23 protein-coding genes are annotated in these 15,951 nt (G+C 30.7%); 15 read left to right on the top strand and 8 right to left on the bottom strand.

The features are described from left to right. The first annotated feature begins 117 nt into the window (after window positions 1–117). The 13 genes from GEMHA0001_RS08985 to GEMHA0001_RS06285 all read left to right on the top strand — a co-directional run bounded on the left by GEMHA0001_RS08985 (window position 118) and on the right by GEMHA0001_RS06285 (window position 9,822). Window positions 118–282, top strand: a complete 165-nt coding sequence (locus GEMHA0001_RS08985) for a hypothetical protein (RefSeq protein WP_155800212.1) — start codon at window positions 118–120, stop codon at window positions 280–282. A gap of 14 nt (window positions 283–296) precedes the next feature. Then, complete coding sequence (locus tag GEMHA0001_RS06235) at window positions 297–629, top strand: Imm59 family immunity protein (RefSeq protein WP_040464448.1); 333 nt, start codon at window positions 297–299, stop codon at window positions 627–629. 223 nt (window positions 630–852) lie between these two features. After that, the gene (locus tag GEMHA0001_RS09335; protein ID WP_003145242.1) at window positions 853–987 is read left to right on the top strand and encodes a hypothetical protein; all 135 of its coding nucleotides are present in this window, start codon (window positions 853–855) and stop codon (window positions 985–987) included. Next, entirely contained in the window at window positions 984–1,310 is a 327-nt protein-coding gene (locus GEMHA0001_RS06245) for an Imm59 family immunity protein (RefSeq protein WP_040464449.1), read from the top strand. Before GEMHA0001_RS09335 ends, GEMHA0001_RS06245 begins: the two co-directional genes overlap by 4 nt. Window positions 1,311–1,665: 355 nt before the next feature. Further along, window positions 1,666–1,989: an Imm59 family immunity protein gene (locus tag GEMHA0001_RS06250; RefSeq protein WP_003145244.1), complete on the top strand. Its 324-nt coding sequence runs from the start codon at window positions 1,666–1,668 to the stop codon at window positions 1,987–1,989. Window positions 1,990–2,015: 26 nt separating this feature from the next. Then, window positions 2,016–2,375 (top strand): recombinase family protein, encoded by a 360-nt coding sequence (locus GEMHA0001_RS09390; RefSeq protein ID WP_224207481.1) that lies wholly within the window; start codon window positions 2,016–2,018, stop codon window positions 2,373–2,375. Between the two features lie 39 nt (window positions 2,376–2,414). Next, window positions 2,415–2,645 (top strand): recombinase family protein, encoded by a 231-nt coding sequence (locus GEMHA0001_RS09395; RefSeq protein WP_050767696.1) that lies wholly within the window; start codon window positions 2,415–2,417, stop codon window positions 2,643–2,645. A 687-nt stretch (window positions 2,646–3,332) separates the two neighbouring features. Beyond that, the gene (locus tag GEMHA0001_RS06260; RefSeq protein WP_003145447.1) at window positions 3,333–4,475 is read left to right on the top strand and encodes a hypothetical protein; all 1,143 of its coding nucleotides are present in this window, start codon (window positions 3,333–3,335) and stop codon (window positions 4,473–4,475) included. 202 nt (window positions 4,476–4,677) lie between these two features. Further along, entirely contained in the window at window positions 4,678–5,295 is a 618-nt protein-coding gene (locus tag GEMHA0001_RS06265; RefSeq protein WP_003145380.1) for an SAP domain-containing protein, read from the top strand. A 59-nt stretch (window positions 5,296–5,354) separates the two neighbouring features. After that, on the top strand, window positions 5,355–6,119 hold the full coding sequence (locus tag GEMHA0001_RS06270; RefSeq protein ID WP_003145686.1) for a class I SAM-dependent methyltransferase: 765 nt from the start codon (window positions 5,355–5,357) through the stop codon (window positions 6,117–6,119). A 653-nt stretch (window positions 6,120–6,772) separates the two neighbouring features. Then, on the top strand, window positions 6,773–7,282 hold the full coding sequence (locus GEMHA0001_RS06275) for a ClbS/DfsB family four-helix bundle protein (RefSeq protein WP_003144941.1): 510 nt from the start codon (window positions 6,773–6,775) through the stop codon (window positions 7,280–7,282). 353 nt (window positions 7,283–7,635) lie between these two features. Beyond that, window positions 7,636–7,947, top strand: a complete 312-nt coding sequence (locus GEMHA0001_RS06280) for a hypothetical protein (protein ID WP_003145680.1) — start codon at window positions 7,636–7,638, stop codon at window positions 7,945–7,947. A gap of 204 nt (window positions 7,948–8,151) precedes the next feature. Further along, window positions 8,152–9,822, top strand: a complete 1,671-nt coding sequence (locus GEMHA0001_RS06285; protein ID WP_003145491.1) for a YSIRK-type signal peptide-containing protein — start codon at window positions 8,152–8,154, stop codon at window positions 9,820–9,822. A gap of 72 nt (window positions 9,823–9,894) precedes the next feature. On the opposite strand, the gene GEMHA0001_RS06290 is transcribed toward GEMHA0001_RS06285, so the two are convergent. The 8 genes from GEMHA0001_RS06290 to GEMHA0001_RS06315 form a co-directional block, all read right to left on the bottom strand. After that, window positions 9,895–10,185: a DUF5960 family protein gene (locus tag GEMHA0001_RS06290; RefSeq protein WP_003145414.1), complete on the bottom strand. Its 291-nt coding sequence runs from the start codon at window positions 10,183–10,185 to the stop codon at window positions 9,895–9,897. Continuing rightward, window positions 10,172–10,534 (bottom strand): hypothetical protein, encoded by a 363-nt coding sequence (locus GEMHA0001_RS06295; protein ID WP_003145306.1) that lies wholly within the window; start codon window positions 10,532–10,534, stop codon window positions 10,172–10,174. Before GEMHA0001_RS06295 ends, GEMHA0001_RS06290 begins: the two co-directional genes overlap by 14 nt. Further along, entirely contained in the window at window positions 10,531–11,121 is a 591-nt protein-coding gene (locus GEMHA0001_RS09250; protein WP_345908466.1) for a DinB/UmuC family translesion DNA polymerase, read from the bottom strand. The genes GEMHA0001_RS06295 and GEMHA0001_RS09250 overlap by 4 nt, the downstream gene beginning before the upstream one ends. A 47-nt stretch (window positions 11,122–11,168) precedes the next feature. After that, window positions 11,169–11,363 (bottom strand): UV-damage repair protein UvrX, encoded by a 195-nt coding sequence (locus GEMHA0001_RS09255; RefSeq protein ID WP_003145621.1) that lies wholly within the window; start codon window positions 11,361–11,363, stop codon window positions 11,169–11,171. A gap of 37 nt (window positions 11,364–11,400) precedes the next feature. Beyond that, window positions 11,401–11,595 (bottom strand): Y-family DNA polymerase, encoded by a 195-nt coding sequence (locus GEMHA0001_RS09260; RefSeq protein WP_248657387.1) that lies wholly within the window; start codon window positions 11,593–11,595, stop codon window positions 11,401–11,403. Window positions 11,596–11,948: 353 nt separating this feature from the next. Beyond that, window positions 11,949–12,605 (bottom strand): LexA family transcriptional regulator, encoded by a 657-nt coding sequence (locus GEMHA0001_RS06305; protein WP_003144979.1) that lies wholly within the window; start codon window positions 12,603–12,605, stop codon window positions 11,949–11,951. 152 nt (window positions 12,606–12,757) lie between these two features. Continuing rightward, window positions 12,758–13,597, bottom strand: a complete 840-nt coding sequence (locus GEMHA0001_RS06310; RefSeq protein WP_003144907.1) for a serine hydrolase — start codon at window positions 13,595–13,597, stop codon at window positions 12,758–12,760. 17 nt (window positions 13,598–13,614) lie between these two features. Next, window positions 13,615–13,842, bottom strand: coding sequence for a hypothetical protein (locus tag GEMHA0001_RS06315; RefSeq protein WP_003145204.1), 228 nt, complete (start codon window positions 13,840–13,842; stop codon window positions 13,615–13,617). Between the two features lie 345 nt (window positions 13,843–14,187). On the opposite strand from GEMHA0001_RS06315, the gene GEMHA0001_RS06320 reads away from it, so the two are divergent. Both GEMHA0001_RS06320 and GEMHA0001_RS06325 read left to right on the top strand, forming a co-directional pair. Continuing rightward, entirely contained in the window at window positions 14,188–14,796 is a 609-nt protein-coding gene (locus GEMHA0001_RS06320) for a phosphatase PAP2 family protein (RefSeq protein ID WP_003145129.1), read from the top strand. Window positions 14,797–14,808: 12 nt separating this feature from the next. Further along, window positions 14,809–15,909 carry an MGDG synthase family glycosyltransferase gene (locus GEMHA0001_RS06325; RefSeq protein WP_003145543.1) on the top strand — a complete coding sequence of 367 codons (1,101 nt, stop codon included), beginning with the start codon at window positions 14,809–14,811 and terminating at the stop codon, window positions 15,907–15,909. Window positions 15,910–15,951 lie beyond the last annotated feature (42 nt).

Here is a 15,951-nt window from a genome sequence, read left to right on the forward strand (position 1 = left end):
TGAGCTATTTGGTAAGTTGAAATCTTACATCTACCTTCATAGAGATGAAATAAAAGTTAGATTCTACACTTTATCTTCGATATCCTATAAAGTGCTAGATGATTTTACCGTCAAGGAATGAAAGATACACTCCTGTTTGTGGAAGATTTTATTGGTGCAGTAGCTGTAGGTAAGATTGCTAAGGACACGAAGCTAGGAGCTAAGGCAGCTGAGATGATTCAGTTAGCCAAGAACAGCACTAAAGCAAGAGTTCTCACAAATGTCGAAAAATGGGACTATTAAAGGAGATAAAATAAATGGATAAATTGATGCATGAAAAAAAAATAATTCAACAGAAAGTTGAAGAGTTGAATTATACTACGCTAAGAGTCTCCGTATTTAATGACAGGAATAAAGGGAGAGAAGATTGGCAAACGCGAATAGAATATGATGAGGGGAAAAAAGTATACTTAGTTTATTCTTTAGGAGATAGGGCAAGTATTATAGGAAAGATTAGAACATTTGGAAATTTTGAAGAAGCAGAGCAATGCTTTTTTGAGATATTGGATTTAACTGTAAGATATAACAGGTTGCAAGTGATGACTAACGAGGAACCAGAATATCCTTCTCCTTTGTGGGATAAACCATAATGATAAATTTAGAAAAGCAACGCAGTGAAATTTGATTTGAATTTTATCGAGCTCTCCCATCAACAAGTATCGACTTCCTTTGTGCATAGTGAGGATATCAAGATTATCATAAATATGAGGTGATACATGATTTGACATAAGAAAATATAATAAATGTTTTAAAACAGCTTCATCAGAAGTTAAAGAAAGTTTAATTGATGCGATAGAAAACCGGGAATTTTCTTTGTCAGATTTGGATAGTATTCAACAAGGAGAAATTGCAAAAGTCTTTGGAGCAGTTGGAGGAACTCAGATACAACTAGGGAATTCTTTGAAGTATTATAAAGATTTAGGTTTATTAAAAGAGGTGATAAAATGAATTCGGAACAAATTGAAAAATTTAAACAAGAAATAGAATGTATTATAAAAGAACAAAATTATATATCTTTACGGTATGTTCTTTTCGATGAAACAAATAGAACACCATTTGCTGTACATATATTTTACAAAGATGATTTATTCATGGTGAATAGCAGAGATGAGAGGGGTTATAAAATTGGAAGAGCATTTGAATTTGATAATTTTTCTGAGGCTGAAAAAAAATTCTTTAATATATTGGACTTTATAGTACGTGAGGGTCGAAGGGACATATCTAACAGAGGAAGCTATATGTATTCCTCACCTCTTTGGGATAAACTATAATGATAAATTTAGAAAAGCAAGGAAGTGAAATTTGATTTGAATTTTATCGAGCTCTTCCATCAACAAGTCTCGGCTGCCTTTATGCGCAGCGAGGATATCAAGATTATCATAAATATGAGGTGATACATGATTTGACAAGAAGTAATATAGAAGTGGCTTTCAATAATGCTTAACCTGAGTTACGGAAATATTTAACTAAGAGTCTTTCTAAATATGGTAATCCTATAGATGTTCTTTCAAATATTCGAAAGGGAGAGATAGCTATGGTTTTCGGAGCAGGTGGAGGAACACAGATACAATTAGGCTCGAATCTTAAATATTACAAAGCCATGAACTTGTTAAAGGGGGGTTAATAATGCGAGCAGAACTAGAAAAACAATATGTGTTAGAGATTGAATCGAGAATTAAATTGAATAATTTTCAGACTCTACATTACGTGCTCTTTGATGAATCAAAGAGATTACCTTGGGCAACACATCTATTTTATAAGAATGGTGTATTCCAAGTAAATAGTAGAGATGAACGTTCTTATGTCGTGGGGGAAACTTGGATATTTAATAATTTTGATGATGCAGTTAAGAAGTTTATAGAAATACTTAAAGATACAGTAGAAGCAGAGAATTTGGCTAATTTATTAGGATTTTCTCATCCCTATTCATCTTCATTATGGGATAAGTAATTGTTAAATCTATTACTTACACTGCTCTGACGGATCCAGGAGCGGCTCAGCGTGGCCAGGATCCCAATGCTAGCTATGCGGATGAAGGGTTTTCAGGAACATCTACCAAAAAGCGGTCAGAGTTTAATCGAATGATTCAGGATTGTAAGGAAGATAAGATTGATAGAATACTTGTTAAGTTCATCAGTCGGTTTTCAAGAAATACCCTAGACTGCATACGATTTGTACGTGAGCTAAAAGAGCTAGGAGTTGGCATTACCTTTGAAAAAGAGAATATTGACTCTCTAGATGCAAAAGGAGAGGTTCTACTAACAATCTTATCGTCATTGGCACAGGATGAATCGCGCTTTATTTCAGAGAACGCGACACGGGGAATCCGCAAGTGATTTGAACGAGGCATCAATCGCCAAAATACCACAAAATTCATGGGTTACGATAAGGATGAAGATGGCAATCTTATCATAAATGAAGAACAAGCACAAGTCTTAAGGAGAATCTTTCAAATGTTCCTAATGGGTCAGACACCAGAATCAATCGCTAGAAGGTTGAATTATGAGGGGGGCGATGATCAGGAAAGGCGAATTGGTATCCAAGCTCCATTCAGAAAATGTTCCATAATGAAAGGCATAAAGGGGATCTGCTCTTACAGAAAATAGTAACAGGAGACTTTTTGAACAAGAAACGGACCGATAATAACGGATATGCTAATCAGTATTATGTCGGGGCAATCACGAACCGATTATTGAACCTTGGATTTGGGATGCGGCACAGTTAGAATTTGAACGAAGAGAGGTCTTTAAGCAAACTAACTGTATCAAAAACTTCGCACAAAATATTGAAAGTAACCCATTTTCGTCAATGGTATTTTGTGGAGTCTGAGTTCACCATTTGCACGAAAGCATTGGACCACTATCAAAGGAAAGCGAGCTGTATGGCAATGTGGTTCAAGGTATAAGAAATAAGGTGAGTTAGGTTGCACCAACTCACGCATTGATGAGGAAACATTGCAGAAAGCCTACTTGACGGCTATGCATGAGCTATCAGTCCATAGGCAGGAATGCGCAACGAAGTGGCGAAATAGGAACTCCATTAGAAAGATATAAAGCATTGATCTTACAAGAAGCACTTGGGGACAATAGCAATGAATTTAGTCCAGAGCAGATGGTTGGGCTACTTGAGAAAATTGATATCGGAGAGCAAGTAGTTGTCCGATATGTGGATGGAACTGACGTGACACTTTGATAGGAGGTAATAAAAAGCGCAGGTAAGTTCTGTGCTTTTTTGGTATAATAAGAATTGTGAACTAATTTCTAAATTAATTTGTTTTAAATGGAGGTGTTACTTTGAATTCTGAGTTAAAAATAGTAGATAATTATCTGAACAATTATATTCAGGAGAACAATAAACAGAAAAGTAATATATTTCTAAGGCTTAACGAAGTTGAGTATTATGAAGAAAATAAATCTGGAACGTTATGTCATTTTCCAGGTTGTGGTGATGTTGCGATAGATTCACACACTTATCCAAAATCATTTTTGAGAGAAATAGCAAGTGGAAATAAGGTCTATGCAACTGATATAAAGCATATTGTTGGGAATAGTTATGATGTAGGAGTGTCAGATTTGGTAAAGGATACTCATATTAAGAAATCTGGAGTTCAACCATTATTTTGCAAGAAACATGATACTGATATATTTAAAGCAATCGAAGTAAAAAATATTAATACGAATCTTGAAACTTATCTATGTTTATTTCTGTATCGATCTTATATATACGATTATCAGTTGGAATCGGAAGTTCACAATCCGAGCGTAAATAGAAAAATCAACATTGGTAGACCTTACTCTAAAAAAATATCAGAAGAAGACGCGACACAATATTTATTCGAGCAGGAACTCTCAACGAAGCTAATAAGCGAAAATGCGAGCTTCTATAACTCTGATATTATAAAAAATAAATTTGATGACATATTTCTTGAAAAGAAAACTCCAAATTATTCTGATTTTTGCAAGTATTTCGAATTGAAGTATTATGATTTAGAATTCCTTCCTGATTTTTTTGCTAGTGGAAGTATGTTTTTTTCCATGGATCCTCAAAGGTTAGAGAATCCACTTCAATCAATCTATGCCATTATTCCTGATAAATCATTACAAACTGCATATTTTTGTGTATTAACGCCTAATGAATCTGTAGATTCAATGAAAGTTGTTATAGAGAATCTCGAAAAACTGTACAATAAATACGATAAGAGAGAATTCAATAAACTCATCGAGTTTTTGTTGTTAGATGCCTCTCAAAATATTATTATGACTGAAACTCTATACAACAATCTACAAATAAATGATACTTATCTCTTGCTTGTAAAAGCCTGTATTGCTTTGGTGATGGCCCGTTTACCTAATTGCCCATACTCCAGTGAATCATTAAGGCATTACTCTTATAATTTACTAAAATCAATTAATTTAATAAGCAATGATTATCAATAGTCCTTTTAGAAATCGTTTCGGAGTATCTAATTAAAGTGCCAAAAGAAATGCGGCATTTCAGAGTATTGGTTTGTCCTATCAAGACATGTTGAGTGTGTGGTATTGATGTCAAAAGTTGAACCTGATAAGTAAATAAAGTGTAGAAAATAAAGGTTTATTCATAGGATATCGTTAAAAGGTTTTAGACGTTGGAGGTAAGTAGTTGAAAGAAAATCGACCGGATTTTAGTAATATAAAATCATTTGAAGAATTTAAGAAATACTATTGGTATCGAGAAGAACTTTCACAAATATGTAAGTCTCTTGGACTAGAGTATAGATGTACGAAGAAAGAATTGAACTATATTATTGAACAATATTTCATGGGCAATAAAGTAGAAAAATCTTTTAGTAAAGGTAAGAAAAGTCAATTAGAAGCTGTAACCCTAGAGACTCCGTTACTTAACTGTGGTTTTTCTTTTAATCAAAAATTTAGAGATTATTTTTCAGCTGTAACAGGAGCTAGCCCGTTTAAATTTAATGCTGATATGGCAACGGCTTGGAGAAAAGTAAAAAGGGATAACGATGAAAAATTTACGATTCAAGATATGATAAAAATATATTATGGAGAATCAGATTATGCCAAGTATGATAATTCTGCTTGTCAGTGGAATCAATTTCTGAAAGACTTTTGCGCAGATGAATCTAGCAATAATTATTCTAATAAGTTAAAAGTTGCAGCTATACTTTGGAAAGAAGTTAGAAACTCAAAAAATGAAAAAATTTATTCAAAACAACTTTTGAATGAATATAGATACAAAGTAGAGGAGTATCGTAAATAAATATCTGTTAGATACTTTTAACGATAGCTTATACCCAAAAAATACCAGGAGATTAAAAGATGAACAATTATATAAAATTTAATGAAGATAGATGGAATAATGTAAAAAATGTCTATACTGAGCCACTGACACATGAAGAATTAGAAGAAGCTAGAAATAATACAATTTCTGTTGCATTAACTGTTGGGAAAAAAGTTCCAAAAGAATGGTTTGAAAAAGCAAACGGGAAAAAGATACTAGGTTTAGCTTGTGGTGGTGGTCAGCAGGGGCCAGTTTTTGCCGTAAAAGGTTATGATGTAACAATAATGGATTTTTCTAAATCACAATTACAAAGAGATGAAATGGTTGCTAAAAGAGAAGGCTTAAAAATCAACACAGTTCAAGGCGATATGACAAAACCATTTCCGTTTGAAAATGAAACATTTGATATTATTTTTAATCCAGTTTCAAATGTATATATAGAAGATTTAGAAAACATGTATAAAGAAGCCTCTCGAGTATTGAAAAAGGGTGGATTGTTAATGGTCGGATTCATGAATCCTTGGATATACATGTACGATGCTGATATTGTATGGGATAAACCTGATGAAGAATTACATCTAAAATTTTCAATCCCTTTTAATTCAAAAGAGCTTGAAGAGGAAGGCAAGATAACTATAAATCCAGAATTTGGATATGAATTTAGCCATACCTTAGAAACTCAGATTAGAGGACAACTGAAAAACGGTCTCGCTATGATAGATTTTTATGAATCGTGTGACAAAAGACATAGATTATCACGTTATGGAAATGACTATATAGCTACACTTTGCATTAAATTATAATGGTATAAATCATACTTCAGAGAATAGTCGGTTTAAGTTTAATGCTGATATGACAATAACTTAGAGAAAAGTAAAAATAGGTAACGGTAAAGAATTTATAATCTAAGATATAATAAAAATATATTATGGAGAGTCAGATTACGCCAAGTATGATAATTCTGCTTGTTAGTAGAATCAATTTCTAAAAAAATTTTGTGAAGATGATTTCAGCAATAATTATTTTAACAAGTTAAAAGTTTGATCTATCCTTTGGAAAGAAGTTAGAAACTCAAAGAATGAAAAAATATATTCAAAACAATTTCTAAATGAATATAGATAAAAAATCGAGGTGTATCGTAAATAAATAAAGCGCAGTTTACTGAGGTAATAATATTTAACGATAACCTTATGCTATTGTTAAATATTTTAGTGAATATGTTCCCATCTACAGACGGAATTTAGTGTTCACTAGTTTCATGTTGAAACAGTTGTTTTAATGACAAGGGTATAGACCGAAGTAATTAATTATGAATACTTTATGTGATAGCTGTCGTAGAGCGATAGTGATGCGATAACAATGACCGCTGAATGTGCGACATTACTTGTGAAGATGATTAATATGAGAAAATTATAAAGGATAATAATATAGTGTTTTGTAAAGAGAGGAATTAATTGTGCCAAGACCAGAAACAAAAAATGATTTAATGATAGTTGCTAAGGAAAGTTATGAAAAGTTAAACTTACTTATTTCAAAGATGACGAGTGAAGAGTTAAATACACCCTTTGATTTTTCAGAAGATAAAAAGAAAAAAGAAGCTCATTGGAGAAGAGATAAAAACTTAAGAGATATCTTAATTCATCTCTATGAATGGCATAAACTTATTTTGAATTGGGTATGTTCCAATCAAAAAGGAGAAGAGAAATCATTTATTCCTGAACCATATAACTGGAGAACTTACGGCGATATGAATGTAGAATTTTGGAAGAAGCATCAGAATACGTCTCTTGAAGAAGCAACAAATGCTTTACAAAAATCTCATAAAGATGTTTTGAAACTAGCCGAAAATTTTACAAATGAAGAATTATTTTCAAAAAAAGTTTATAAATGGGTTGGTGGAAGTACATTGGGATCTTATTTTGTCAGTGCTACTTCTAGCCATTATAATTGGGCTATAAAAAAATAAAGGCTCATCAAAAAAATTGCAAGTAAGTTATAAATGGAAAATACAAGGAAGTGAAGCAAATTAACGTACAATTACTTTTTGTTATATATATTAATTAGTATTCTATTGTTCCTTAATTTTTTCAGCGTGTATTGGGAGGGGAAACGGTATTATAATAAGATTTATTTATTAAGTTAAACTTAAAGGATTAATAAAAGTATAGTACTTTTGGTTTATACACATTTAATTGATAGATAATTTAAATATTAACCACTTATAATATTGATAATCTCTATCAGTGGAATTCATTTGTTGTTTTATAAGTATTAGTATATAATCTTAATTGAAAATATATATACTTTAGGAGAATAAGAATGAAGTTAGAAGATTTTACAGAACAGGAACAACAACAGATAAAGAAAGGTCTTACTTTTTCTGTAATTAGTGATAAAGAAACTGCGGATAGAATACTTTCATTAGTTCCAGAAGAATTAATGAAGAAGATTCCATTTTTTGTGAGAAAACATGCTAATACGCGTACTATTAAGAGAATTTCTGTCGAATATCCAGAACTATACGCAGCAGCTCAAAAAGAGGGAGAATGGCCAGAAAAAGAAAAAGAAGAATTACGTAAAATTATTACAGCCATTTTCCAAGAAAAAATGAATAAACACCAAATTAAATAATATAAAATTTAAAAATTATAGATATTATGATATGCCAGTATCAAAGAGTAAAGTAGAATATTTACCTTTTTGATCCTGGTATTTTTGTATTGTAAGTTATTAAAATAGGTTCATGCTTGCTCATTTTTCTGAGATATATTATAATAAAAAAGATAGATTAATAAGTAAATTGTAATTTTTAAGCAAGTTGATAAGGAGAAAATTATGTTTAGTACGAGAAAATATTCGATTAGAAAGGTTTCAGTAGGTATTGCTAGTGTTCTAATAGGCATTGTTGCTGGCTCTCTTGGAACAGCTTATGCACACGAAGACACAAACAATGTTGTTGTAACTGCAGAATCTAATCACGATGTTAATTTAGAGCATGTAAACAAACCTGTTTTAGAAGAAGTTGAAAAACCAATGCCTAAACCTGAATTAGCACCAAAACCCGTAGAGCCTATGGCACCTCCAGTGTGTGAAGATTGTAAACATGAAGAAAATATAGTAGAACCTAAAAGAGAATCTCACCTGGTGAATGTAGTCGATAAGCCTGCTTTAGAAAAAGTTGAAAACCCAATTCCTGTACCCGAAGTTGTGTCAAAACCTGAAAAGAAAAATGAATCGGTAACGCCAGTAACAGGGGCTAATAAAGCAGATAATTTATTTAAATCTGTTTTAGAAGATAAGATAGATTGGAATACTATTGACGAGAAAGAATTTGTAAATTATTTATTTGCTGATATTAAAGTCGATAAAAAGAAAGAACAAGAAATAAAAGAAGTATGGTTAATTAAAGTTAATGAGTTATTAGCAGTTGAACCTAATAATATAAATCTTCAAAAGGTAAAAGCTATTTTGGAAAATTCTTTAAAGAGTAATTCTTTAGTAGAAATAGAAAAACCAAAAGAAGAAAAAGTAACTGAGGATAAGAAAGAAAACAAGGAATCAGAGAAAGATGAGACTAAAAAAGTCACACCTAAAGAAGAAAAAATAACTGAGGATAAGAAAGAAAAGAATGAATCAGAGAAAGATGAGACTAAAAAAGCTGCATCTAAAGAAGAAAAAGTAACTGAGACTAAAAAAGAAAATAAAGAACCAGCAAAAGCAGAAGATAAGAAAGAAAATAAAGAATCTATAAAAGAAACTGATAAGAAGGAAGTTCCTAAAGGACAAACTGTTCCAGAAAATAAGCAAGAAGTTCCTAGCAAAGAAACTCCAAAAATAACTTCAGATAAAACAGATTCATCTAATAATAAAAAACAAGAAACCTCAGAGAATAATGCGCCAGTTAAAAATAAAGTTTTATCTGCAACATTATCAGGGCGTGATGTAGCTGTATCTTTTGATAAAAACAAAATAAAAGCTGACGATGTCTTTGTAGGTGCGATAAATGATGAGAAACTAAATAAAACTATTATTGAAAAATTAGGTAGTGAATATAAAGTTATTGAAGTTTTTGAAATTCATTTTAAAAAAGATGGGAAAAAAATAGATAGTGATGCTGAACGTACAGTTAAAGTATCAGTAGTGAAAAATGATAATGCAGAATTAGAAGTATATCACATAGCAGACAACAATATTCTAGAAAAAGTTGAAAGTAGCTTTAGTGATAGTTCGCTGCAATTCAAAATAAACCACTTCAGCAAATTTACTATTCTAGAAAGAATTAGAGTAGGAGCTAAAGATTTAGAAAGCCGTGTTCAAATAGTAACACCGGTTAAAGCAGAGTATAAAGCTGAAAATAAAAAAGAGGATTCTGATAATAGTAATAAGGTTAATAATGACAAAAAAGAAGAATTACCTAAAACTGGCTTAGAGTCAGAGAAGACTACTAGTATAGCGTTATTAGCTCTAGGGACAGCAATAGCGATTAGAAGAAAACAAAAACAATAGAATCTATTAAATTTAAAGTAGAGAAATTAAAAATAAATAAACTCGAAATTAGGAGGTATCCTAGTTTCGAGTTTATTTTTCATTTATGAATTTATGTCCAATATATTGAAAGATTCTCACCATTTTATTTTCTAAAGGAGTTTGAACTTTGAAAAAGAAGTAGTGATCCCTTTTATCTTTTGATTTATTAGCAGTTAATCTGAAAAAATTACTATTGTTATTTACCATTAAATTTAGAATATCGTCTGTTAAAAATGTTAAGGGTACATTTAATGCAGAATATTTATAGAAATCTTTTTCGAATTGATCGTAATTACTACTAAAATAATCAAATTGGACTTCATGTTGATTAAGTCTGTTCATAGTCTAATTCCTCTGCTAAAGAAACTTTTAGAATATCGCTGATTGAAATTTGTAGTATATTTTGTTTAGTTGAAAAATAAATAATATCGTTAGTACAATCAACCACCTTTCCTAGATATGGTTCACGTTGAGTAGAGGTATATAAATACGATAGACCTTTAAAGAAATATAGTTGGTTTAATAGTAGTCTTTTTTCGTCTTCATCCATATTGTTCGAAAAATCTATAGTGTCACCTTGGGTATTAATCGCGGTAGTGTGTTCTGAGATGAAAAAGCCCATCCACTTAGCCATGCCACGGTCAGCGTATTCTCTTGCAGATTTATAGGGAAGATAATTTCTATTTATCATATTATTCCATCCATGCCACCAGCATGGCCTCCTACTAATTTACTTCTTTCTTTTACACGTGAACCTTCCATTAACATACTTCCATTTTGAACTGACAAGAATCCGTATTTATCACGTATAGTATCTAGTGTTTTATCAATTTTTCTTTGTTTTTCAATAGTTTCAATATCATCGAATAACGTATAGATTGTAAGATTATCATCTATTAGATTATCATATCTAACTGCAATAGAACGTACGGCACCACCGTCATATTTACTTCTAAAAAGTGATAGAACATGATCGGTTAATTGTTTTGTGCTTTGAGTAGGGTTGATTTTTTTAGATGCATTAATAGATTTTTTGCTTTCAATTCTACTGTAACTGATATGGATATGTACTGATTTTGCCTTTTTCTTAACTCTTCTTAGTCTTATCGCGACTTGTTCTGCCATTTCTGACAAAACTAGTTCTATTTCTGTTCTAATCTTATAATCTTTAGGTAGTACTTGTGAATTACCTAAGCCTTTTGATTTCGGTTTATAAGGTTTTGAAGGTTTGCTTTCATCGATTCCATTTGCGTGGAACCATAAGTGAACTCCAATTATACCAAATTCCTTTTTTTAATATATCTGGATTAGTATTTGCTAAGTCTTTAACAGAATATATTTTTTAATTTATTTAATCTTTTTTCTGTTCTGTTTCCTATCCCCCAAAAATCAGTAAGTGAAGATATGTTCCATACTTTTGTTTCAACATCTTCATATGACCAATTAGCGCGCATAGTTGGAGTTTTTTTCGCCTCATTATCTAGAGCAAGTTTTGCCAAAAGAGGATTTGCATTACTCATTCCTACAGAGGAGTAAACACCTGTTTTTTTCCATATATCATGTTGGATTTTTGCGCAAAATTATGTCCAATTTTTCTTTTCTTGTTTTTGTAGAATCTTTTATGAAGTAATTGAGTGATTGCGTTAAATCGATAAATCCTTCGTCTATAGAATAGGGATGAATATCTTCATCTGGAACATAATTTTTAAGTACGTTAAGTATCTGTATATTTTTTTCGATATATAGAGTCATTCTTGGGGGGACGATGAGTGTTTTTTTGGCCCAAGCTTCAATATGATTGATATATGTTGAGTTATTTCAAGACCTTGTCTTTTTGCGTTATAAAATGAAAAGCGTCGCGTATTAATATCGAAGGGAAGATCATAACTTCTACCTACATTATTTTTCCAAAGACTTCTTTGAAAACAGGGGAACTTGCTAATATTAAACTGTTAGAGTTGTCACTTCTGCTCATTACACAAAGTGAGGTTGTTAAAGGATTAAGTCCACGGTCTACGCATTCTACACTTGCATAAAAAGACTTCATATCTATAAAGGCTATGTCTGAATGAGTTTCTAATGTATAGTCGATTATTCCCATATTATTACACCTCTTTTATAGGTTTAAATGAATCTGTAACAACTCCTACTATATTTACTTCTTCTATCGGTGCTATGATGTCTTTGTAGTTGTCATTAATAGAAACTAGATGAACTGTATTTTCTTCTAGAAAGACTTTTTTTATGTATGTTTCCTCATTGTAGACTACTGCATAATCCAATCCGTCAAAATCGTATCCAGTTTTTTTAATCAAGGCAACATCTCCGCTGTAGTATTTTGGTTCCATAGAATCCCCATCAATCCAAGAGGCTATATCGTGTGATATGTCTTTGTCGAAGTAAACAGTATCGAACTCATAATCTTCATAATAAAAATTACCTAAACCAGCGGATAATTTTGCGTGAACTTGATATTTATATAATTGAGAAACATATAGCTCGTTAGCCATGGTCAAAAGTTTCTTTTGATTTATCTCGTTTAATTGGAGATATTTATTAACTATCTCATACTCTGATTCAAAGTAAGTAGTCTCTACATTAAAGTAAAGTGCCAGTTCGTCTAAATTTTTTTTATTAGGTATGTATTTTCCTTTTTCCCAACTATTGTAGGCGGCACGTGTAACACCAAGGTGTTTAGCTACTGCAGTTTGAGAAACTTTTTGTTTAGTACGTAAGGATTTCAATCTATTATTACAAAACATAACTACCTCCACATAATATTTTGTAAAGTTATAACTTTACAAAATATTATAAATGATAATAAGGAATTTGTCAAAAGAAAATAAAAGGGGAGTGACTCAAAAATCGTAAATCGATTTGTTGAATCACTCCCGCTCTAAAGAGTGTATTAAATTTATGGATTCATATTAACACGGTGCCATTCGTTTATAACATAAGAAATTTGTCCTACTTGATCTAATCCAACAAGGTTTACTTCTTCAGTAGCAGGGGTAGCTCCGCCTAAACCTGCAGTATATAAAGCGATAATGTAAGGTGTTTTCTCATAAACAATAGCATCAACATTTAGTGCTTCTTTTACATATCCAGGTTTTTGTTCTATTACTAGATTTGGAAGATAACGTTTATAGTAGTCTCCTGGGAAAGATTCACCAATATATGCACGAATATCTTTATATTTTTCTCTATTATCCCACAAGTGTTGTAATACTTGAATATAATAGTTAGTTGTTGTTTTATTTTCTGTACTAAAGTTTTTTAATTCTGCTTTAGACTCACCGTAGTTGCTATACATTTTGTATACTTCGCTCATACCTCCAAGACGATCGGCAAGGGCGTACGCAGGAGTATTTTCTGAATGAACTAATGAATAGTATTGCATTTGGGGAATAGTCATAGCCCCTTTAAAAACTTTAACATATGTGTTGTGTTCACCATCATATTCATAGTAAGTGTTAGTAATATCATAACGTTTAGTCATAGATAAGTTATATTTTTCAAAGTTATCTACTACTAACATATTAAGTGGCAATTTATATGTAGAACCAGCAGTCATAGGTTGAGTTTCATTCATTTCAATTAACTCACCAGTTGCTAGGTTTTTATATGAAAAAGCTATTTGTGAGTTTTTTATCCCATATTCTTTTGCATATGCTTGTATAACTTCAGGTAAAGTCATATTAGCATAATCATAATATAAACCATATGCATTCATAGTAGGGGTATCAGCTTTCATAACAGCTTGTTTTTCTTCTAAGCTCTTACCTTTTTTTCTGGTTCTTTTGTTTTTTCTATATTGTCATGATTATCTTTTGTTGTATCGTTTGTATTAGTATTGTGATCGTTACTTTTCCAAAATGATTGTATATATTTAAAGTCGAAAAAGTTAACGTTGTGGAAACGTCCGTAATAATACAAACTAGCAATTACTACAGAGAATAGTAGTATTACTGATATTATAATTTTTTTTATTTTTGACATACAAGCTCCTGTATAAACTTATTTAATTAACTTAATAATTATAATAGAATATGTTTTAAAATTCAAGAAATAGATAGTTAATATAATAAGATAAATATATGAAAATAATGAAAGAGAAATATTATATGTGTAAGAAGATACGGTTAAATATATAATTTCGAAATTATAATAGAAAATGATATATATTATAAAATATTTTCAATTGAAATTAATAATATAAATCAATAAGAAAGCTCATGCTCTAAAAGAAGATTGATGAAATTATAATATTATTTTGCTGTCATTATGTATAAAATTATGGTAATATGATATGAATTAGAAATTTTAAAAAGGTTAGGAGATTTAATGACAAAAAATAATCAAAAACGTTTAGTTATATTTTTTATAGTGATGTTTGGTCTTATTGCGAGTGGTTACAATAATTTTTTGAAGCCTTTGGATAGTATAATTATTAATTTTATTCAAGGTTTAGAAAATCCAATGCTTACAAGCATATATTTAAATACAACAAATATAGCAGATCAAAAACCTAGTGTAATAATAACTGCTATAATAGTTATTATTTTATTTGTGAGTAAGTTTAAAAGAGAGGCTCTATTTTTAACTCTTACAATGGGAACGTGTGGTATAGTGATGGCGTTTATTAAGATAATTTTTAATCGTCCTAGACCTAATATTCATCGTTTAGTAGAATTAAATAGCTTAAGTTTTCCTAGTGGGCACACGACTTCAGCGACAATAATGTATTTAACATTGGCGTTAATATTTATTAAATTATCGAAGAAAGGAAATAATAATTATTTTCCTATTCTTATAGCGATAATGGGAATTTTATTTATAGCGACTTCTAGAGTATATTTAGGAGTACATTATCCGACGGATACGATGGCGGGGATGTGTTTAGGTAGCGTAATAGTATTAACTTATAATCTTATTTATTATGATAAAAAGTAGAGGTGAGGTAATATGAAAAAAGTTTTATTAATAACAGGTTCATTCGGAAATGGGCATCTTCAAGTATCAAAAAACATTAAAGAAACATTTGAAAAATATTATGCTGATGAGATTGATGTTATTGAAACAGACCTGTTCTTACAAGCACACCCGAATTTGACTCCGGTGTTAAAAAAATTATATTTATATAGCTTTTCATATTTTAGAGATATTTACGGATATTTGTATTATGCAGGAAAAAATCATAGTAATATCTCTGCTTATAGATATTTTAGTTCTGAGTATTTGAAAAAACTAGTAAAGCAAGCTAAACCAGATATTATTGTCTCAACATTTCCAACTCCAGCTTTATCATTATTGAAAGATAGGCAGATACCGATAGTTAATATAATAACGGATTATCATTTTCACAAAAGTTGGTTAACTAAAGGTGCATTTAGATATTATGTAGCGACAGATGAAACTGAAAAAGAGTTATTGAAGTTAAATGTAGAAAAACAAAAAGTTAAGAAATTTGGAATACCGATTGCTGAAAAATTCGATAATAAAATGGATGCTGAACAATGGTTGGAAGATAATAAATTATTTATAGATAAAAAGACAGTTTTATTATCTGCTGGTGCTTTTGGGGTATCTACTGATTTTTCGAATCTTATCGGGAAAATACTGAAGAAAAATAAAGATACTCAAGTAGTAGCAATCTGTGGTAAAAATAGAGCATTAAAGAATAAATTAGAAATTGATTATGCTGAACAAAAAATGGTTAAAATTCTAGGATATACTGAAAATATGCGAGAATGGATGCAGACTGCTGATGTGCTTATAACTAAGGCAGGAGGAGTAACTATTTCTGAAGCATTAGCAAGTAATATTCCACTGATTCTTTTTAATCCTGTTCCCGGACAAGAGATGGAAAATGCTGTCTACTTTAGGAAAAATGGAATGGCAAAAATCGCTAAAAATTTAGAAGAAGTACTAGATTGTTTAGAAGAACTATTTTTTGAAGATAATATTAAGAAGATTAAATACAATATGATAAAAAATTATTTACCGCATGCAAGTTATAATATTTGCAAAGATATTATGGGGATCTTAGAATTGAATAAAGTATAATATTAATTAACTTTATATGTGTTCTGAGTAAGGGTGACTCGA

This window comes from Gemella haemolysans ATCC 10379 (assembly GCF_000173915.1).
GTDB lineage: Bacteria > Bacillota > Bacilli > Staphylococcales > Gemellaceae > Gemella > Gemella haemolysans.